At 66.6% G+C, this 20653-nt stretch carries 6 protein-coding genes and 2 pseudogenes; 2 read left to right on the top strand and 6 right to left on the bottom strand.

The window, feature by feature from the left end; all coding sequences use genetic code 11:
- The 6 genes and pseudogenes from HX803_RS18255 to HX803_RS33160 form a co-directional block, all read right to left on the bottom strand.
- On the bottom strand, nucleotides 1-1012 hold a 1012-nt coding region (locus HX803_RS18255; RefSeq protein WP_178922284.1), incomplete at its 3' end, for a Gfo/Idh/MocA family oxidoreductase.
- Nucleotides 1009-2106, bottom strand: coding sequence for a saccharopine dehydrogenase NADP-binding domain-containing protein (locus HX803_RS18250; protein ID WP_178922282.1), 1098 nt, complete (start codon nucleotides 2104-2106; stop codon nucleotides 1009-1011). The genes HX803_RS18255 and HX803_RS18250, both read right to left, overlap by 4 nt.
- Nucleotides 2103-7577 carry a non-ribosomal peptide synthetase gene (locus tag HX803_RS18245; RefSeq protein WP_178922280.1) on the bottom strand — a complete coding sequence of 1825 codons (5475 nt, stop codon included), beginning with the start codon at nucleotides 7575-7577 and terminating at the stop codon, nucleotides 2103-2105. Before HX803_RS18245 ends, HX803_RS18250 begins: the two co-directional genes overlap by 4 nt.
- Nucleotides 7574-13957, bottom strand: a complete 6384-nt coding sequence (locus HX803_RS18240; RefSeq protein ID WP_178922278.1) for a non-ribosomal peptide synthetase — start codon at nucleotides 13955-13957, stop codon at nucleotides 7574-7576. The genes HX803_RS18245 and HX803_RS18240 overlap by 4 nt, the downstream gene beginning before the upstream one ends.
- Nucleotides 13954-15258, bottom strand: a pseudogene (locus tag HX803_RS33165) (salicylate synthase); the annotation flags it as partial. The gene HX803_RS18240 and the pseudogene HX803_RS33165, both read right to left, overlap by 4 nt.
- A gap of 84 nt (nucleotides 15259-15342) precedes the next feature.
- A pseudogene (locus HX803_RS33160) lies at nucleotides 15343-16917 on the bottom strand ((2,3-dihydroxybenzoyl)adenylate synthase); the annotation flags it as partial.
- A gap of 255 nt (nucleotides 16918-17172) precedes the next feature.
- Here HX803_RS33160 and HX803_RS18230 point away from each other — a divergent pair.
- A complete protein-coding gene (locus HX803_RS18230) occupies nucleotides 17173-18954 on the top strand; it encodes an ABC transporter ATP-binding protein (protein WP_178922274.1) in 1782 nt (593 codons plus the stop codon).
- Nucleotides 18938-20650, top strand: a complete 1713-nt coding sequence (locus tag HX803_RS18225) for an ABC transporter ATP-binding protein (RefSeq protein WP_178922272.1) — start codon at nucleotides 18938-18940, stop codon at nucleotides 20648-20650. The genes HX803_RS18230 and HX803_RS18225 overlap by 17 nt, the downstream gene beginning before the upstream one ends.
- The last annotated feature ends 3 nt before the right edge of the window (nucleotides 20651-20653 follow it).

The following is a 20653-nucleotide window of genomic DNA, read 5'->3' as shown; positions in this document are numbered from 1 at the left end:
GGTGGATGGCTTGGGCGGGGCCCAGCACGGTGCCCAGTTGCTGCCAGGCCTTGCAGCAACTGAGGTGGAACTGCGCCAGGGCCGAGTCGTTGGGCTCGCCAATCGCCGCGTGTACCCGCAGCAACGCCTGGGCGATGCTGTCGGGCCACAGGTCGCTGAACACCTCGCGCAAGGTCGGTGGCTGCGGATGACCGATCAGGCTGCTCACCGCCAGGTCCAGGGCGGGGGCGTCGCCGTCCATTTCCAGCACGCCCTGGGCATTGCGATGCACGTGTGCGCGGGGGCTCCACAGCACGCTGGCGTGGGTGTCGGTCAGGCTCAACGTGCCGCCACGGGTGCCCAGCACAATGCGGTGCAGCAACTGGGTGTGGTTGTCCGGGTCGCCGGGGTGCATCTGGTTCTGTACCCGCAAATGCAGGGGGATTCCGGCCAGTTCGCCGCTGATGCTCATGAACGGCCCCACGGCCTCGGCGTGCAGGTTGAAGGCCCAGGGGCGCAGGCCACCGAGGGCCTGGCCGAGCATCTCCACCAGCGGGAACAGCACGTGCACACTGCAGGCGGCGTCGATGTATTCGGCTTCACGCAGGCTCAGCACATGGCGCGCCGCGTCGATAAAACACCGCACGGGCGCCAGGTCGCTGTAGAACGGATTGAGCCGGTACAGCACGCCGTGCTGACGGGCCAGGCGCAGGCAGTCGACCACTTCGTCGTGATGCACCGGGTGCTCCTGGACCACGTTGATGCCTCGGGCCAGCAATGCCTTGGCCAGCTCGGTGCCATGGCCGCCGACCACCGCCGAACGCACGGCCACGCAGGCCAGGTCCACCTCGGGCAGTTCCTCGACACTGCGGTACAACGGCACCTTCCAGTGCCGGGCACAGGCCTCGGACGCTACGCTGCCGCGCCCCAGGATGCCCACCACGTGGTAGTGCGCCGGCAATCGCGCAAGCCCTTGCAGGTAGACGTTGCCGAAGGTGGTGCCGCACACAATCACCTTTAATACCGTGCTCATAACACGCCTTCCTCTTCGGCCGAGGTCGTCTGCGCCGCCAGGTTGACGATGCTCAGGGCCTGGCACGCAGCGTCGGCTTGCACGGCCGTGATCACGTCGTCGGGCATCAGGCAGTCACCGGCCCAGTGCGCGCCACGCCAGGACGGATCGCGCAGCAGTTGCAACGTCGCACACACCGCGACGCAGGCACTCAGCCCGTAGCTGTCCTGGCTGCTGAGCACCGCGCGTTGGCGCACGGCTTGCCCGCCACGCCAGCCGCTGAGTTCCACGCTCAGCCGGTAGTACGGGCGACGGCCGAGCAATTGCAGTTCAGCGGCGTGCACCAGTTGCGCCACCGCAGCGGGCAGGGCGCTCGGGTCCTGGCTCAGGCGTTGGCATGACGCAGCGATCAGCGCAGGGATCTGCGCCTGGTCGAACACGTTATGAAAGCTCGCCCGGGGCACGCCAAGGGTGCGGGCCAGGCGTTGCAGTTCATCGGTGAAGTAGGCACTGCAAAACACCGCCTCGGGAAAGCCCGCCAGGCGCTGCGCCTGCTGCTCGAATGGCGATGTTTGCATACGGCCTTCCACCCATTGGGCATTCGGCGTACCAAAGCCGCCCAAGGCGCTGAGTAACACATCGGCACCGCCGGCCTGGCTGCAATACTCGCGGCCACCGGCGTGAATGTGCAGGCTGCTGACCCGGTCGAAGCCCCGATTCGCCATCCAGCGCGGCAGCAACGCAGTAAGGCCCGGAAACACCCCGGCGCCGATGATCGACGGCTGACGGGCACCCTGCAACGCCGTCAGCAACGCCGCATTGCCAAAGGCATCCACATACGCCGCACCCGCCGCATGGGCGGCTTGGGCCACGCGGTCACCCACTTGCCACGACGGCCCCGCGCAGTTGAGGACCACCTGGCAGCCGCTGCAAAACGCTGCCAGTGCCTGCGGGTCGAATACATCCAACACCCATCCCTCGACATCGTCAGGCCAGCGTTGAGCCCGGCGCTGGCCTGCACGCACGTGCACGTCCGCTTGCCGCCGTAACTGAGCCAGCGCCGCGCTGCCCACGGCCCCTCCGGCGCCGACCAGTCCAACCAAACACCGGTTCATGCGGGCACCTGCGCGCCCAGCAGCACGGGCAACAGTTGGCTGACATGGGGCGCCTGCATGCACGACACATGGTCGCCGCTGATGGTCTGCAAGCTGATGTCCCCCAACGCCAGGTCATTCCAGAAGCCGCGCATATCGCCTTGCAGGCCCGGCAGGAAATGCAGGGTTTCATCGTCGAGCAGGATGCGCAGGTCACCGGTAAACGGCGCCGGCTGGTAACGCGCCACGGCATTGAGACTGTGGCGGAACACGCGGAACAGCGCCTGCACTTGTTCGGCTGGCATCGCCTCGGCTTGGGTCGGTACCTGAGCGGCGAGGGCTTGCAGACGCCTATCGCTGGGTTGCTCGGCGAGCTGGCGGTAGCTGGCCGCGATGGGCGCCCATTCACCATCCAGCTGTTGCAGGCAATCGGCCGGGAGTTGTCGGCCGTGGCGCTCAATCAAGTGCGCCAGGGCACTGTGTAAACCGGCGTCGTCGACCGCATGCCCGGCCGCCTGGATATCGGCGCCGAGCAAGCGGCCGAAGGCGCGTTCCAGCAACAGTTCATCGGCGATTTCATAGCGGAAGCGGTCGCTGCTGATGATGCTCACCGTACCCACCTGTGCACCGGCTTCCAGCAAGCAGCGGGCGACCTCAGTGGCCAGCAGGCCGCCCATGCAATAGCCCACCAACTCGAAGCGCAGGTTGCCGTGGGCCAACAGTTCATTGGCATACCGTGCGCCCAATTGCTCGATCAATTGTTCGGCGTCCACCTTCAGGTAAGCCGCCTCATCCAGCAGGCTCAGGCCCAGGATTGCACCTTGGCGTTGCGGCGCCGTGCGCAGGGCGGCGAGCAGGCTGCGGTAAGGGGCGAGGGTGCCGCTGCCATCGTGCAGCAACACATGCACGGTGCTGCACGCCGGGTCGCGGGCCGGCGCCAGTACGCTCAAACACGACGCGTCAGTGGCTTGGCCGGTGGACGCTTGCGCTGGCGCATCCTGCAAGCGTGCGGCGATGGCCTTGACCGTGGGTTCACGCAGCACTTCGCGCAGCAGGCGGTCCCACTCCCAGCCTGAGGTTTCCGGCAGTTGCTCGCGCATCCTGGCGACGATCTGCGCCACCAGCAGCGAGTCGCCACCGGCTGCGAAAAAGTCCTGGTCCCGGGCCAGCTCGGTGCAACCCAAGGCCTGGCTCCACAGCTTGGCGATGCGCTGTTCCAAATCGGTTTGCGGCGCCTCACCGCTGTCCATCACGCTGCTGCCTTGAGCCTGCATGCGCTGGGCCAGGCGTGCGCGATCGACCTTGCCATTGGCCGACAGCGGCAGGCTTTCGAGCACTTGCAGCTGGCTTGGCACCATGTAGCCGGGCAGGCGCTGGTGCAGGTAGTCCTGCAGTTGTTCGCCACCCAGCGCTACGCGCCGCGCCGGGAAGCGCGTGACAAATGTGGTCTGGCCCGCGCAATCGAGCACGTCCTGGGCCTGGGGCCACGCGGCCACCAGCTCGGCGCCGGCGTCGCTGAACAACGCCTGCCATTGGGCGCGACTGATAAAGGTCTGGTCACTGCCGGCGCGCAAGTCGGTGAAGCCGTCCAGGCCTTCCTTGAACTCCATGGAAGTCAGCAATGAAAGGATCTCGCGGGTGGCCTCCATCACCAGCAAGTGCCCACCGGGCGCCGCCAATTCGCGTAGGTTATTCAACACCGTGGGCGCATGGCGGGCGTTGTGCAGCACGTTGGCGCAGACGATCAGGTCCCAGCTTCCCGCGTTCAGCCCCTGGGTCAGGGCATCGCTGTTGATGTCGAACAGGCCGAAGCGCACCCACGGTCGGTCGGCAAAATGCTCCCGTGCTTCGTTGATAAAAAACGTCGAGACGTCGGTGAACAGGTAATCCACGGCAAACCCATCGAGGGCCGGGATCAAATCGCGGCTGGTGCCACCCACCCCGGCGCCGATTTCCAGCACTCTCAACGGTAGGCCGAGGGTGGCGCGTTCACGGGCAATGTGCTGGGCGCTGGCGCAGATCACCTGGTTCATGCAACGCATCAACAGGTTTTCGTTATAGGCCGCCAGCGCGGTGTCCATGCTGCCCTGGGGGAACAGCAACGCCAGCGGGTCGACCTCGCCACTGAGCAACTGCGGCAGGCGCTCGCTGGATTCGTGCAGGTAACGCAGCAGTTCAGCACCATAGTTCAGGCGTTGCTCCAAGGCATTCATGGCCTGCCAGCACACGGCGCGCTGTTCGGCCCCCGGTGCCTCGCCCAAGCGGTACTGATCGGCGTCGTGCAACAGCCAGCCTTCGTTGACCAACGCCTTGAGCCAGCGGCGCATCAGGCGTTGATGGGCAGGCGCAACACGGCATTGCTGCTGCACCTGGGCCAGGCTGTGGTGGGCCTTGGCATCGGTGAACAGCCCGGCGTCGCGCAGGGTCTTGAGGATGTCGAGCAGGGCGATACGGTTGGCCATCGCCACCCATTCGGCGAACAGGCTGCGGTCCAGCTGTTCGGTGGCCTGGGCGCCACATGCCAGGGCACAGTCGGCCAGGGGCGCGGCGCTGCTGTCGGTGTTCAGGTGGCGCGCCTCGACGAACGCGGCCAGGCGGCGCTCCATCGGGTTGTCACCGCTGAGCAGCACCACGCCGTGGGCCACGTCCGGGTGTTCGTTGAGCAGGCTTTCGATCTCGCTGAGTTCGATGCGGTGGCCGCGCAACTTGACCTGGGTGTCTTCGCGGCCGAGGAACTCGATTTGCCCGTCGGCACGGTAGCGGCCGAAGTCGCCGGTCCGGTACAGCCGTGCGCCACTGTGGGGGTGGCGGATAAAACGCTGGTCGGTGCGCTCGGGGTCGTTGAGGTAACCGTCCGCCAGGCCCACGCCGCCGATGTACAACTCGCCGACCACGCCGTCCGGGCGGTCCTGGAACTGTTCATCCAGCACATGGAACTGCTGGTTGGCCAAGGGGGTTCCGTAGGGAATGCTGCGGGCGTTGGCGGGGACGCTGTCGATCTCATGGCCAATCGACCAGATCGCCGCCTCGGTGGCACCGCCGAGGCTGATCAAACGCAACCCCGGGCAATGGGCCTTGATCGCACCCGGCAGGCTGACGGCGATCCAGTCGCCGGACAACAGCGCCACGCGCAGGCATTTGGGGGCGGCATAGGGTTCGGCTTCCAGGTAGCTGCAAAGCATCTGCATCTGCGCCGGCACCGAGTTCCACAGGCTGACCTGATGCAGGTTGATCAAGCCGGCCCAGTGCGCCGGGTCGCTGCGTTGAGCCGGGTCGGGCAGCACCAGCGTGGCGCCCGCGAGGAAGCTGCCGAACAGGTCGTACACCGACAGATCGAAGCCGAGATTGGCCAGGCCGAGCACACGGTCCTGTGCGCTCAACGTCACCCGTTGGTTGATGTCGAGCAGGGTGTTGAAGGTGGCGCGGTGGCTCATCATCACGCCCTTGGGGCGCCCGGTGGTGCCCGAGGTGTAGATCACATAGGCGAGGCTGGCCGGGTCGGTTTTCACCTGGGGCAACTGCTCGAAGGGCAATGGCGCCAGGCGTTCGACGGCGATTAACGTGGCATGCTCTGGCCAGATACGGTGTTCCGCCTGGGCGGTGTCGGTGAGCACGTAGCGGATGCCCGCGTCTTCAAGAATCGCGTCACGGCGTGCCTCTGGCTGGCCGCTGTCGATGGGCACATACACTGCGCCGCGCAGCAGCGTGCCGAGTACAGCGGCCACTTGGTCCACCCCTTTGTCGAGCACGATGGCGACCTTGGCACCCGCCTGGCAGCCTTCACGATGCAAGGCTTGCGCCACGGCGTTGGCTCGTTCGGCCAGGGCGCGGTAGCTGAACGTACCTTCATGGGTGATCAGTGCCGGGGCCTGCGGCGTGCGTTGCAGGCTGTCGACAAACCCGTCGTGCAGGCAGCCGTGTGGCCAGTAGACCTCGGTAGCATTACTGTGCAAACGGCGTTCGGCCATGGCAGCAGGCAACTGCGAGGGGCTTACGGCCTGCCAGCTGGCAGGGTGTTCGGCAAGCTCGCGCAGAAACTGTTCAAAGCTGGCAAACGCGGCCTCCACCAGGCCTTCGGGGAACACGCCGCTGCGCACGTCCCAGTTCACTTGCAAGCCTTGCGGGCCTTCGCTGACCTGGCAGTCCAGCCACACCTGGGGTGTTTGGGTGATGCCATAGCCCAGGGTTGAACCACGCATGAATGGGCGCGCTTCGCCCACGCCCAGGGTGCTGGTGAACACCACCGGCATCAGGCTGCGCCCGTGAACCCGGGCGCGTTCACGCAGCACCTCGATGCCGGAGAAGGCGCCATGCTCCAGGTCTTGCCACAGCTGTTCCTGCAAAGCACTGGCGCGTTGGTGGAAATCACTGTCGGAGGGCGGCTGTACCGCCAGCACGTTCACCGCCGTGAAGTCGCCCAGCACCTTGTCGATGTCGGGGTGCAACGGCGGGCGCTTGAGCACGGTGACACTCAGGCTGAACGCCGGTCGGCGTGACCAGCGCCCCAGTGTCTCGGCGAAGGCGGCGAGCACGGCGGCCGAGGGCGTGAGGCGTTGTTGCGCGGCGTGGGCGCAGAAGCGTTGCCACTGCTCAGGGGAGAGGCCGGTGGCATGGCGTTCGAAACGCGGCGTCTGGCCCTGTACCGGTTCCAGAGTGGGCAATTCGGGGGCCGGCGGCAATTGCTCCAGGCGTGCCAGCCAGTAGTCGCGGTCACGGCTGTGACGGGCTTGCGCGGCGGGGGTGTCGAGGGCGGCGCGCTCGGCCAGCAGGGCATCGCGAAAGGTCAGTTCCAGTGCCGGCAGTGGCTGCTCGGGAGCGTGATAGAGCTGGTCCAGCTCCCCCAGCAGGCACTGGATGCTGACAAAGTCGGCCACCAGCAAATCAATCGACAAGTGCAGGCGACTGCCGTTGTTGCGCTGGCTCAGGCGCAGTTCGTACAGCGGCCAGGCGTCGGCGGCGTACACGCGGTGGGCCAAGTCTTCGCGGGTGGCCAGCAGCGCCTGTTGCTCGGCATCGGCAGGCAGTGCACGCAGGTCCTGGCTGTGCAGCGATGGCAGTTCCACCTCGGGCAGTACCTGCTGGTGGCCAGCTTGGGCAATCACCGCACGCAGCATCGGATGACGCAGAATCAGTTGGTGCCAGGCGCGCTCCAGGCGCTTGGGGTCGAGGGCCGGGCCATCGAGTTCCACATAGCCGTGGCAACCGACACCGCCATAGTCGTAGGCATCGCTGCGACCCACCAGGTAGGCGGCTTGCACATCGGTGAGGGCAAAGGGTTGGAACTGATTGGCCGGGTCGGCGACCACCTCCGCCTGCTGCGGGCTGAACCACTGCAACAGCAGTTCCTTGTGCTCGCGCAGGCGTTGTTTGAGGGCGTCGTCCAAGGCGCCGGCTGGTGCGCGAAACCGCAGTTGGCCGTCTTCGGCCCACAGGCGGATACCCAGGGCTTCGCATTCAGCGAGAAAGTGCGACAGGTTCAATGGGGAATTCATAAGGTGCCTTCCTCGAAATGCTCGGCGTGTTGTTCGGTAGGGCTGCCCAGGTAGTCGCACAGGGCGGCAATGCTCGGATGAGCGAAGAGTTCGCGCAGGCTCAGCGGGGCCTGGCACACGCGGCGGCGCTTGAGGGTTTCCACCAGGCGCGTGGCGCTCAGGCTGTCGCCCCCCAGCAGGAAAAAATCACTGTGGCGCCCGGTGATCGGGCGTTGCAGCACCTCGCTCCAGACTTCGGCCATTTCCCGTTCCTGCGCACCTTGCGGGGCATCGCTGTGCTCAATGGCGATGTCCGCCAGGCAGTGGCGCAGTGCATTGCGGTCGGCCTTGCCGTTGGCGCTCAAGGGCAGCTCGTTGAGCAGGTGCAGGCTGGCGGGCAGCATGTAGTCCGGCAGGCGCTGGCGCAGCTGTTGGCGCAGCACTTCCAGCGACACTTCGCCGTCGACCACCACGGCGGCGGCCAGGCTTGGCGGGTTGCCCAGGGTTACCGTGAGCGCCTGGCGCACCTGCGGGCAGGCGAGCAGAGCGTTGTCGATTTCCCCCAGTTCAATGCGATGGCCGCGCACTTTCACCTGCTGGTCACGGCGGCCGAGAAACTCCAGGCTGCCGTCCGGCCAGTAGCGGCCCATGTCGCCGGTGCGGTACCAGCGCTGGCCGTCATGCTCGACAAAGCGCTCGGCCGTCAGCTCGGGTGCACCGCGATACCCCATGGCCACGCCGCGCCCGCCAATCCATAGCTCGCCGGTGAGCCAGTCCGGGCAATCGCGCCCTTGGCTGTCCACCACGCGATAGCACTGGTTGCCCAGCGGGCGGCCGTACGGGATCGATTGCCAGTGGCGGGGCAGCGGCAGGCAAACGGGCTGGTAGTTGGACCAGATCGCCGCTTCGGTGGCACCGCCCATGGCGATCAACTGGCAGCGACCATGGCTGGCCGCGTGCAGGCGCGCCGGCAGGTCAAGGCCGATCCAGTCACCGGACAACCAGGCCTGGCGTAGCGGCAAGGTGTCGGCGACGGTCAGCAACATGTCCAGTAGCATCGGCACCGAGTTCCACAGGGTGACCTGGTGTTGCTGGATCAGGCGCTGCCAGGCCGAGGCATCGCGGCGCTGCTCTTCATCCAGCAGCACCACGCTGCCGCCCACCGCCAGCACGCCGAAGAGGTCGTACACCGACAGGTCAAAATCCAGCGCGGACACGGCCAGCAAGCGGTCTTCGGCACCGATGACGAAGCGCTGATTGAGGTCGTCCAGGGTATTGCAGGCGGCGCGATGGCTGATCTGCACACCCTTGGGTTCACCGGTGGAGCCGGAGGTGAAGATCACGTAGGCCGGGCTGTCGACACTGACGGCGACGGGCGTGGGCAATGCTTCGCTGTGCAGGGCCAGGGCCAGTCGTTCGGCATCCAGGGTCAGGCGAATCGCTGCGCGCTGTTCGATGCGTTGGCGGCGCTCCAGCGGTTGGCGTATGCCCATCGGCACGTAGCAGGCGCCGGCGGCCAATACGCCGAACAGGGCGATCACCGTGTCAGCACCCCGGGGCAGGTGTACGCCAATGGCGTCTGCGGGTTGCACGCCCTGGGCCTGCAGCCAGGCGGCCACTCGCAAGGCGCCTTCACGCAATTGCCCGTAGCTGACGCGGCGCTCGCCGTCGACCAACGCCAAGCGTCGGGAGGCGATGGCGAAGGGCGCGTCGAGCAGGGTCCGGGGGGCAATCTCGACGGCAGTGGCGTTGGCCTGGGCGCGTATTTGCGCTTGGTTGCCTGGCAGTGGCAAGGCCAGTGGCGCCTGCCAGTCGGCGTCGATCAGCCCGAGCAAAGCCTGGGTGTAGCTGGCAAAGGCGGCGTCCAGCAGACCTTCGGGAAACAGCGCATCTACCGCGTCCCAACACAGCACCAGCGCGCCGCGATGTTCATAAAGCTGGTGGTCGAGCCACACCTGCGGGGTTTCCGACAGGCCGCCAGCGACGATGTCCGGGAAGCCTTCGGGCAGGTCTTGCAGCAGGTCATCGGCCAGCCCCAGCGTGCTGGTGAACACCACCGGCAACGCGGCGGCCTGTGGCCCGACACGACGGGCGCGTTCGCGCTGCACCCAGATGGATGAGCACGCTGCGTGTTGCAGCACATCGGCGACCTGGGCCTGCACCGCCTGGGCTTCGCTGAGGAAGCTGGCGTGGGCGCGCGGGTAGACACTCACCGGCGCCAAGGAGGTGAAATCCCCCAGCACCTGGCCAATCTGCGGGTGCAGGTCCTGGCGGTCGAACAGCGTCAGGTTGAGGGTGTGCGGCTGGCCATCGCTCCAGCGCGCCAGGGTCTGGGCATACACGCTCAGCAACAGCACCGAGGCGGTGATGCCAGACTCCCGTGCGCGTTGGCGCAAGGCTTGCCACTGCGGCGCGGCCAGGCGGAATTCACGGCGGCTGAAGTGCACCTCGCCCAACTGCTGCGGCGCGGTGTGCAACGGCAGCGCGGGTGGGCCGGGCAGGTCGTCCAGGCGTGCCTGCCAATAGGCCTGGGCGAGTGCAAGGCCCGCCGGGTCGGGTTGGACCTGCAGCACGTAATCGCGAAACGACAGGTCCAGCGCAGGCAATTGCGTGTGCGGCTGGGTGTAGAGCAGCGCCAGTTCCGCCAGCAGGCGCTTGATGCTCAGGCCGTCGAGGGTCAGGTAGTCGAAGAACAGCCCGACACGCCAGCCGTGCTCGCCGTAGTTCACCGCGTGGACCTCGAACATCGGCCACTGATGGCGTTGGCGCGGGCGCGAGGCCCAACAGTCGGCCAGGCGCTGGCGGGCGGCGTGTGCGTCAGGCGCCTGGTGCCGATGCACCTGCATCGGCGGTACCTCGGCCAGGATCACTTGCTGATCATCGCCCACCAACTGCGCACGCAGCATTTCATGGCGCTGAATGAGGCGGTCCCAGGCCTGTTCAAAGCGTGGAATATCCAGCGCTTCGCCGTCCAGTTCGATCAGGTAGGTGGTGCCGCACGACAGCGGCAGGCCCTGGCTTTGCCCGCGCCAATAAGCTTGCTGCACTTCGGTGAGTGGGAAGGATTGATGGCGTTGGCCGGGGTCGGCCACCAGGCGTTGCTCGGCCTGTACACCGGGGGTTTGCAACTGTGCCACGAACTCCGCCAGGCGCGGCGTGGCAAACAGCTGTCGCAGGCTCTGCGCATTGGCCAGGCCGGCACGGCGCAGGCGTGCGCTGCATTGGGTGGCGAGCAGGCTGTCGCCGCCCAAACGGAAGAAATCACTCTGGCGATACACCTGGGCACCGGGCAGCAACTCGGCCCAGATCGCGGCAACCTGTTGCTCGCGCTCACCGCATGGCGCTTCGTTGGCGGTGGCGTGTTGCGGGTGAACCTGCTCGGCACGTGTCACCAGTGCATGGCGGTCGAGTTTGCCGTTGGCACTCAGGGGCAGCGCGTCCAGTAGCAGCCATTGGCTGGGCAACATGTAGTCGGGCAATTGCGTGCTGAGGGCCTGGCGCAGTTCCTCGGTGCACAGCGCCCCTTCGGTCGGGACCACCGCCGCCAGCAGGTGCAACGGCGTACCCACCGCCAGGGCCACGGCTTGGCGGATGCGCGGTTGCACGAGCAGGGCATTTTCGATTTCACCCAGCTCAATACGGTGACCGCGCACTTTCACCTGGTGGTCGCGGCGGCCGAGGAACTCCAGGCGGCCATCGGGCCAATAGCGCCCTAGATCACCGGTGCGATACCAGCGTGCGCCCTGGTGTTCAACGAAGCGCTCGGCGCTCAGGTGCGGCGCACCTCGGTAACCGTCGGCAATACCCGCGCCGCCGATCCAAAGCTCGCCTGCCAGCCAATCTGGGCAGTCGCGGCCCAGGCTGTCGACCACGCGATATTGCTGGTTGCCCAACGGTGTGCCGTAAGGGATCGAGCGCCAGTGCGCCGGCAAGGGCAGGTCGACCGGCTGGTAGTTGGACCAGATCGCCGCTTCGGTGGCGCCGCCCATGGCGATCAAACGGCAACCGCCGTTGCTCGCTGTGTGCAGGCGTGCAGGCAGGTCGAGGCCGATCCAGTCGCCGGACAGCCACGCCATGCGCAGCGGCAGCGTGTCGGCCACGGTCAGCAGCATGTCCAGCAGCAACGGCACCGAGTTCCACAGGGTGACCTGGTGTTGCTGGATCAGGCGGTTCCACACCGAGGCGTCGCGGCGTTGCGCTTCGTCCAGCAGCACCACGCTGCCGCCCACGGTCAGCACGCCAAACAGGTCGTACACCGAGAGGTCGAAATCCAGCGCTGACACGGCGAGCAAGCGGTCGTTCTCATTGATGCAGAAGCGTTGGTTCAGGTCATCCAGGGTATTGCAGGCAGCGCGATGGCTGATCTGCACGCCCTTGGGTTCGCCGGTGGAGCCGGAGGTGAAGATGACGTAGGCCGGGCTGTCGGGGCTCACCGCCACAGGTGCCGGCAGCGGCGCGAAGGCCAGGGCGTGATCCAGCCAGGCAGGGTCGATCAGCGTGTCGATGGCGGCACGTTGGCAGATGCGTTCACGACGGGCCCGGGGCTGGCTCGGGCTGATGGGCACGTAACATGCGCCCGCCGCGAGTACGCCATACAACGCCAGCACCGCGCGATGGCCACGGGGCAGGCATACGCCAACTGCCTCACCCGGTTGTACACCCTGTTCCAGCAGCGCCGCGGCAATTCGCAGGGCGCCCTGTTGCAGCTGTGCGTAGCTGATGCGCTGCTCGCCATCGATCAGGGCCAGGCGCTCACCGCTGATGGCAAACGGCGCTTGATGCAGCGTGCGTGGAGCAATCGCGGTGGCGGTGGCGTTGACCTGTTGGCGCACCTGGTGCTGGTGCACCGGCAGATGAGGCAGGGCGGGCGCATCCCAAGCAGTGTCGTGTTGCAGATTATGGAGCAGGTCCAGGTAGGCGCCGAACATGGCGTCCAGCAGGCCATCGGGAAACAACGCGTCCTGGGCATCCCACGCCAGTAGCAGGGCGCCGTCCTCTTCGTAGACCTGGTGGTCGAGCCACACCTGCGGCGTCTGGGAAATCATCTGGGTGAGGGCGCCGAGGGTTTGCGCGTCCCCTTGGCCCAACAGCGGCGTGCCGAGGTTGCAGGCGAACACCACCGGCGAAAAACTGCGCTGGCCCGCGCCACGCTGGGCGAGGTCGCGTTGCACCTGCACGCCGGAATAGTCGGCGTGGGCCATGTCGCGGTGGAACTGCGCCTGCACCTGCGTCAACTGCTGGGCGAGGCTGCCGGGCTGGCGCAGGTCGACTTCGAGCAACAGCAGGTTGGTGAAGTCCGCGACGACTTGATCCAGCCCCGGCGCGTCGCCCTGGCGATCGAACAGCGGCAGGTTGAGCAGGAAGTGCGGCACCTCGCTCCAGCGCCCCAACACCTGGGCGAAGGCCCCGGCGAGCAGCATGGCCGGGGTGAGTTGGCGCTTGGCGGCGGCTTCCCGCAGGCGTTGCCACACCGCTGGCGTGAGGCGTTGCTGGCGACGGGTAAAGCGCACCTGCTCGATGGCCTGGGGTTCGCAGGCCAAAGGCAGGGCGGGGCCGGCGGGCAGGTGGTCCAGTCGCGCCTGCCAGTACTGCGCGGCGCTGGCTTTAGGAGCCGGGCGTTGGGCCAGGTAGTGCGCGAAATGCCAATCGCGCCCGGCCTCGGGCAGGCGTTCGCCACGGTACAGCGCGGCCAGGTCGCGCAGGATCAGGTGCAGGCTGTGCACGTCCGCCACCAGCAGGTCGAGGTCGAAGTGCAGGCGCGTACGGCCCTCGGGCAGCAGGCTCAATTGCAGCCCGGCGACTTCGCCGTGTTCGACCGCCAGTTGCCGATGAGACAGGCTGTCACGCGTCGCCTGCAAGGCCTGTTCACGAGCCGCCGGTGCCAGGCCGCGCAGGTCATGAACCCGCAGCGCGGACATGCCGTCGTCGAGGATCTGCTGGCGGCCTTCGTCATCAAACCGCGCGCGCAACATGCCGTGCCATTGCTGCAACCCTTGCCAGGCAAGGGCCAGTTGCTGTGGGTCGAGGGCGTTGCCGTCCAGCTCCAGGTAAGCGTGACAACCGACGCCGCCCAGCACCTGTTCGGCGCCTCGGCCAATCCAGTAGGCGTGTTGCACGTCGGTGAGGGCGAAGGGCGCCGCTGGGTCGATGACGACAGCCGCGTTGGCCGCTTTACGCGGGGTGGCCGTGAGCCGTGGCAGCCAGTGGGCGAGGGTCGGTTGTTCGATCAGGTCGGCGAAGGTCACCGGGGCGCCGGCCTGGCGCCATTGGTTGACCAGGCGCATCAGGTGCAGGGAGTCCAGGCCCAGCTCGATCAGGTTGGCTTGATCGTCCAGCGCCGGGCCACCGTGCAGCAGCGCGCCGATCTGTTCGCGCAGGTGTTCGACCGTCAGCGCGCTCATGGCTGCACCTCGGCGGCGCGCTGGGTTTCAACGGCCAGCACGCGCACATGGGGGGCGATGCTGGCGAGTTTTTCGCGGGTCTCTTCCAGTTCCCGTTCGGGCAGCGACAACGAGACAATCCCCGCGCCGGCCTGCACCCACGCTTGGCCCTGATCTTCGAACACACTGCGCAACACCAGGGCGGCGTCGAGGCTGCCGTCGCTGTCGGCGATCAGCACGCAACCGCTGTAGAGGTCGCGGCTGCGGCCCTCGTGCTCGGCAATCGCGGCAATGGCTTCACGCTTGGGAATGCCCGATGCGGTCACGGCGGGGAACAGCGCGGCGAAAGCGTGCCAGGCATTGCAGTCGGGCTTGAGCCGACCTTTGAGGCGCGAACTCAGGTGCTGCACGCTGCCTCGCCGCGAGATGCCCATGAACTCGCTGACCCCCAGGCCCTGTGGCTCGCAGATCGGTTGCAGCTCTTCAAACGCCAGCTTGACCGACACGGCATGTTCGGCGATTTCCTTGGGGTCCTGGTACAGCGATTGGCGCAGGCGCGCTTCCTCTTCCACGTCACGGCCCAGCGCGCGCGTGCCGGCCAGAGGCTGGGTGCTCACGGCGCCGCCGGCACTGACTTCCACCACGGTTTCCGGGCTGAAGCCCACACAGGAGAACCCGCCCTGATGATGGATGAACGAGCGCGCCGGTGTGTTGGCGCGGCGCCCGGCGCGGTAGCTGGCCACCAGGTCGACGTGGCCGTCGAGAGGCACTTTGCGCGAAAGGATGATCTTCTGGTAATCGCCACGGACGATCTGCGCCACGGCGCTTTCGACCTGGCTGCAATACCGCGCGGCGTCATGCCCGGCGACGTCTACCTTGGCGGTGCGGGGCAACGGTTGCTCCAGGGCGCACTCGGCGTCCAGGGCCTGCACGCGGCTTTGCGCAGCGGCGAGGGCGGCCGGTTGCAGGGCGCGAATCAGCGCGCAGCCCTCGCGCAGGCGGATCTCCAGGGTGGGGATGTCCAGCTGCAGCAGCGGGCGGGTACTGGGCAGGTCTGCCAGTTGGTAAAAGCGTCGCGCCAGTTCAAAGGTGGCGGTGCCGTAGGCGCGCCACTGTTCGAAAGGCAGGGCCTGGGCGGCTTTTTCCAGGGCCAGCGGGATGTCGTCGGCGGGCCAGCTCCAGCGCTGGCCGGCCACGCTCAGTTGCACGTTGCTGCCACTGAGGCGCACCTGGGCGATGCTGCCCACGCCGAGGGACCATTCGCCTTGGTGCTCGTAAAGGGTCAGGTCCTCGGGCAGGTAGACACCGGCCAGAGCCGCCGCCAGTTCCTGGGGTTCGGCACTGATCGGTACGCGGCATTCCAGGTAACGCTGGCGCGGTTCGGCCTTGCATTGGAAGCGTTGCTGCAATTGGCGTTTGTCGAGTTTGCCGACGCTGGTCAGGGGCCAGCTGTGCAGGATTTCCAGCTGGTCCGGCCACTTGTGGCGCGGCAGGCCGAGGCCCTGGAAATGCTGGTGCAGGGTGCTCAAGGCAAAGGGTTGCGGTGTGTGCAGGATCACGCAGGCGCACACCCGTTCGCCCAGGCGTTCGTCGGTGAGGGCGACGACGGCGGCGTCTTGCACCAGCGGGTGCTCGCGCAGCAGTTGTTCGATTTCTGCGGCGGCGATTTTTTCCCCGGCGCGGTTGATCTGTTCCTTGATCCGCCCTTCGACCACCAGGTTGCCGTCGGCGGTCCAGCGCGCCAGGTCGCCGGAATGGAAGAAGCCTTCGGCGTCGAACACCTGGCGGTTGTGGGTGTCGGCACGGTAATAGCCGGCGATGGTGTAGGGGCCGCGCACGATCAGCTCGCCGACTTCGCCGGGGGCAACGGGTGTGCCATTCGCGTCCACCAGGCGCACGTCGTCGGCGTCGCACAGGGGCCGGCCCTGGGTGTTGAGCACCACCGATTGTGGGTCATCCAGGCGGGTGTAGCAGAGCAAACCCTCGGCCATGCCGAACACCTGTTGCAAGGCGCAACCCAAGGCGGGGGTGACGCGTGCGGCGACGTCGCTGGACAGCCGCGCGCCGCCCACCTGCAACAGGCGCAGGCTGGACAGGTCACTGTGGTCCCACTCGCGCGCCTGCAACCACAGCTTCACCAGGGGCGGCACCAGGGCGGTGTGGGTCACGCGGTGGCGGGCGATCAGGTCGAAGGCTTCATCGGCGCCCGCCGTGCGCGAAAACACCACGCGACCGCCGGTGGACAAGGCACCGATCAGCCCCGGGCAAGCCAGTGGAAAATTATGCGCGATGGGCAGGGCGGCGAGGTACACCGAGTCTTGGTCGAACCCGCAGAGTTGCGCAGACGCCATGGCGTTGTAGGCGTAATCGGCATGGCTGCGTGGGATCAGTTTGGGGGTGCCGGTGGTACCGCCGGACAGCAACAGCAACGCGGTGCTGTGGGGGGCTACCTTCGCCGGTTCGCGCAGTGCGCCGTTGACGCTGGCTAGGGGCACGCCTTGGGTGGCCACGGCACCGGCGATGATCAGCTGTTTCAGGGACGGGCACAGCGCCAATTGGCGTTCGGCCATGGGCCGGTAATCAAAGCCCAGGAAGCGCTCGGCGACGATGTAGGCACTGGGTTCGGCCAGCTCGCACAGGGCCTGGATTTCCCGTTCGCGGTGCGCCGGCATTGCCAGGATCGGCCATGCGCCCACCCGCAGCAGGGCGAACAGGGTGCGGGCGAAGTCGATGCCGTTGGGCAGTTGCACCAGTACGCGGTCGCCGCTGTGGATGCCGAGGTCGGCCAGCCCACCGGCGAGGCAACACACTTGATGTTCGAAGTCGCGGTAGCTCAGTTGCTGCTCGCCTTCGATCAGGGCGATGCGTGGTCCGAAGGCGCGTGCCCAGCCTTGCAGGTGCTCATTCAGGCTTTGGGGTTGCCACAGGCCGCCTCCGGTCAGGTGCAGGGCTTGAGTGTCGCGCCAATGAAGAGGGTGCATGGTTCGGGCTCCTTGTGAGGGTCGCTGGAAAGCTGGTTTGTTGAGAATCATTCTCCTTATTCAACGAATGGACTGCCCGAAACCGAACGTCATGGCCCTGATCCGAATTTTTTGGTTACAACCTTATGCCCAAAAGTGCGCAGCGCCGGGCCAGCAATAATTCCCATCCGGGGCCTGTGCGAACCGATCAGGGGAGCCGTCGGCCGGCCACTTGATCAATCATCCCGGGACACTCGAATCAGGCTGGGGATGGCGATGAAAACTGAACAGGCCGACGCGCCAACGCCGAGCTGGCGTTGGCTGCTACGGGGCCAGGGGCGACGATTGGGCCTGGCGGTGGCCATGGCGGTGCTGGCGGCGGCAGTGGAGTTGCTGCCGTTTTTCTTGCTGGCTCAGGCTGTGAACCGCGTGGTGCAGGGCGGGCCTGGCGTGGGGGCTGACCTGTTCACCCTGGCCGGCTGGATGGCGGCGGCCCTGCTAGGCAAATACCTGCTGTACACCCTGGCGTATTACCTGAGCCATGTGGCGGCGTATCGCGTGTTGCTCAACACCCGGCGTGCGTTGGTGCGGCATTTGTCGTGGGCGCCGCTGCCGTGGTTGAGCCGCTTGAGCAGCGGCGAACTCAAGCAGCGGGTGATCCAGGATGTGGAGCGCATGGAGCAATTCATCGCCCACCACAGCGTCGAGTGCGTGGCGGCTCTGTTGAGCCCGATCTGGGTATTCATCGCCCTGTGCTTGCTCGATTGGCGCCTGGCGTTGTGTGCCTTGTTGCCGGTGCCGTTGGCGCTGCTGGCCCAGGCCTGGATGATGCGCGGACTGGGTGAGCGGCTGGCGCAATACGCCGGGGCGGTGGATGACCTGGATGGCGCCACCCTGGAGTTTTTGCGCAGTGCACCGTTGATGAAAGCCTTCCGCCAGGACGCCCGTTCGTTCAAGCGCATGCGCGAGGCCTTGGTCCATTACCGGCAATTGATCGGCCGCATGATCGGCATGACGGTGCCCGGTTGGTCGGTGTTCGTGGTGTTGCTGGGGGCCAACGTCGCGGTGCTGTTCCCCGTGGGGTTGTGGTTGTACGGCGCGGGGCAGTTGACCCAGGCCGAGCTGGTGCTGGTGTTGATCCTGGGCACCGGCATGCTGCGGCCGTTATTACGGGTGGCGCGGCTCAATTCCCAGGTACAGGAAATCATGGGCGGCGTGCGTCGATTCGCGCCGTTGCTGGTGTGGCCGCAGCCGGCGGGCGCGCGTGATCAAGCCTTGAACCCGCCGCTGGAAGTGATGTTTGAAGGGGTGTCGTTCAGCTATGACCGGCAGCCTGTGTTGCAACACATCGACCTGCACTTGCCTGGCGGGCAGATGACTGCGTTGGTAGGGCCCTCCGGCAGTGGCAAAAGTACCCTGGCCTGGTTATTGGGTGGGTTGCTGGACGCTGAAAGCGGGCAGGTGCGGGTGAACGGTGAGCCGCTGTCGGCACTCAGTGAAGCGGCCCGTGCGGCCACGGTGGGCGTGGTGTCCCAGGACGCATTCATCTTCCAGGGCACGTTGCTGGATAACCTGCGCATCGGCCGGCCCGACGCGACCCTCGAACAGATCGACAGCGCCCTGCGCGTGGCCCAGGCCGAGGACTTTGTACGGACCTTGCCAATGGGGCTGAACACGCCGATGGATGAGCGTGGCGTGCGTTTGTCCGGGGGCGAGCGCCAGCGCATTGGCCTGGCCCGGGCGCTGCTGGCGCAGACGCCGATCCTGGTGCTGGACGAGGCGACGGCCTTTGCCGACAGCCGCACGGAGCGGCGCTTTTACCAGGCCCTGCGCGCCACCTGGCCGGACAAGACCTTGCTGGTGATTGCCCATCGCCTGACCAGCATTTGCGATGCCGAACAGATCGTGTTGCTCGAGCGCGGAGTGATCCAGGCATCGGGCACCCACGCCCAGTTGCTCGCGCGCAGCGGCACTTATGCCACGCAATGGCAGCACCAGTTCGACAGCGAAGACTGGACCATCCGAGACGGGAGTACGCAGCATGCACGGGTTGATTGAAGGGCTGCGCCAAGTGGTGAGCATTGCCGATACACGCTCGCCGCGCCTGTGGTGGGGCTTGGGCTTGCGCGGGTTGGAGCGGGCGTGTGCGATTGCGCCGTTCTTTCTCGGGTTTGTGTGGCTGCTTGAACCCGCGATGCCTTCACTGGTGTGGCTGAGCGTGGGCTTGGCGGCGCTGTTGGTGGCGCAGTTGGTGTGTTCGCACTTCGGGCAGCTCAACAGTTTTCTCGGCGGTTATGAGTTGATGCACGGTTACCGGCGCCACTTGCTCGACCATGTGGCGCATTTGCCGTTGGGCGCGCTTCGCCAAGAGAGGATCGGGCAACTGGGTGAGCGCCTGACGGAAGACGTCAAGCGTATCGAAACCATTTTCACCCACGTGCTCGGCGAGTTGCTGGCGTCGCTGGCGGTGCCGTTGCTGTTTATGGGCGTGCTGGTGTGGGTGGACTGGCGCCTGGCCCCGGCGCTGCTGGTGACGCTGCCCTTGGCGTTTGTGTTGTTGAACCGCTTGAGCGGGTTTTTCCTGGCGGCGGGCCGGCGCAAGCAGCACAGCTTTATGCGGGCGGCGGGACTGCTGGTGGAGTTTATCGGCGGGCTGCGCACCTTGCGTCTGTTCAATCGCGCCGGGGCGTGGCGCGAAGGGTTGGACCAGCAGTTCGGCGAGATCGAACGTCACAGCCTGGGCGTGGAAGTGTGGGGTGGCAGCGCCATCCAGTTGTACCGTTTGTGCGTGGACTTGAGCCTGGTGCTGTTGTTGCTCGTGGCGGGCCTGCTGGCAAATGCCGAGCAACTGCCGGCGCTGACCTGGATGTTGTTCGCGCTGGTGGCGCCGCGTTTGCTCGACCCCTTGCTGGATGTGGCAGCGTACCTGAGCGAACTGCGCGGCCTGGCCCAGGCGCAAGCGCGGTTGCAGGCCTTGCTGGATATTCCGGCAGTTGTCGAGCCCTCGCAGCCGGTGGCGCCACAGGGCCATGGCGTGCGTTTTTGTGACGTGAGCCTGCGTTACCCCGAACAGCCGGAGTGGGCGTTGCAGGGGGTGGCTTTTGCCGTGGAGCCAGGGCAGATGCTGGCGATTGTCGGGCCTTCTGGTGCCGGTAAAAGCAGCGTGCTGCACTTGCTGGCGCGCTTTTATGACCCGCAGCAGGGGCGCATTGAATTGGGGGGCGTAGACGTACGCGACATGCGCCTGGACCAGCTCTACGCCGCGTGCAGTTTCGTGTTCCAGGACGTGCAACTGTTTGACGCCAGCGTGCTCGACAACGTGCGCTTGGGCAAACCCGACGCCAGCCTGGCGCAGGTGAGGCACGCCTGTGCCCAGGCCGGTTGTGATGAGTTTATCCAGCGTTTGCCCCAGGGGTATGACACGCCCATCGGCGAGAACGGCCAGCGTTTGTCCGGGGGCGAACGTCAGCGTTTGTCGATCGCCCGGGCGTTGCTCAAGGACGCGCCGATTTTGCTGCTGGACGAAGCCACAGCGTCGGTCGACCCGCTGGCGCAGTATGAGATCCAGCGCGCGTTGTCGCGCCTGGCCCAGGGGCGCACGCTGATCATGGTGGCGCACCGTTTGCGCACGGTGCGCCATGCCGATGTGATTCTGGTGCTGGACCAGGGGCGTATCGTCGAGCGCGGCCGCCACGCGCCGTTGCTGGCACGTGGCGGGCTGTATGCCGAGTTGTGGCAGCAGCAGGCGGGGTAAGGC

This window comes from Pseudomonas sp. P7548 (assembly GCF_013386585.1).
Taxonomy (GTDB): Bacteria; Pseudomonadota; Gammaproteobacteria; order Pseudomonadales; family Pseudomonadaceae; genus Aquipseudomonas.
Note: the sequence above shows the minus strand (reverse complement) of the source record. Positions and strands in the feature narration are given on the sequence as shown.

Bases quoted from the DNA above. Each gene is read 5' to 3' on its own strand.
- HX803_RS18245 (WP_178922280.1), bottom strand. From the start codon at position 7,577: ATGAATTCCCCATTGAACCTGTCGCACTTTCTCGCTGAATGCGAAGCC.
- HX803_RS18230 (WP_178922274.1), top strand. From the start codon at position 17,173: ATGAAAACTGAACAGGCCGACGCGCCAACGCCGAGCTGGCGTTGGCTG.
- HX803_RS18250 (WP_178922282.1), bottom strand. From the start codon at position 2,106: ATGAACCGGTGTTTGGTTGGACTGGTCGGCGCCGGAGGGGCCGTGGGC.
- HX803_RS18240 (WP_178922278.1), bottom strand. From the start codon at position 13,957: ATGAGCGCGCTGACGGTCGAACACCTGCGCGAACAGATCGGCGCGCTG.
- HX803_RS18225 (WP_178922272.1), top strand. From the start codon at position 18,938: ATGCACGGGTTGATTGAAGGGCTGCGCCAAGTGGTGAGCATTGCCGAT.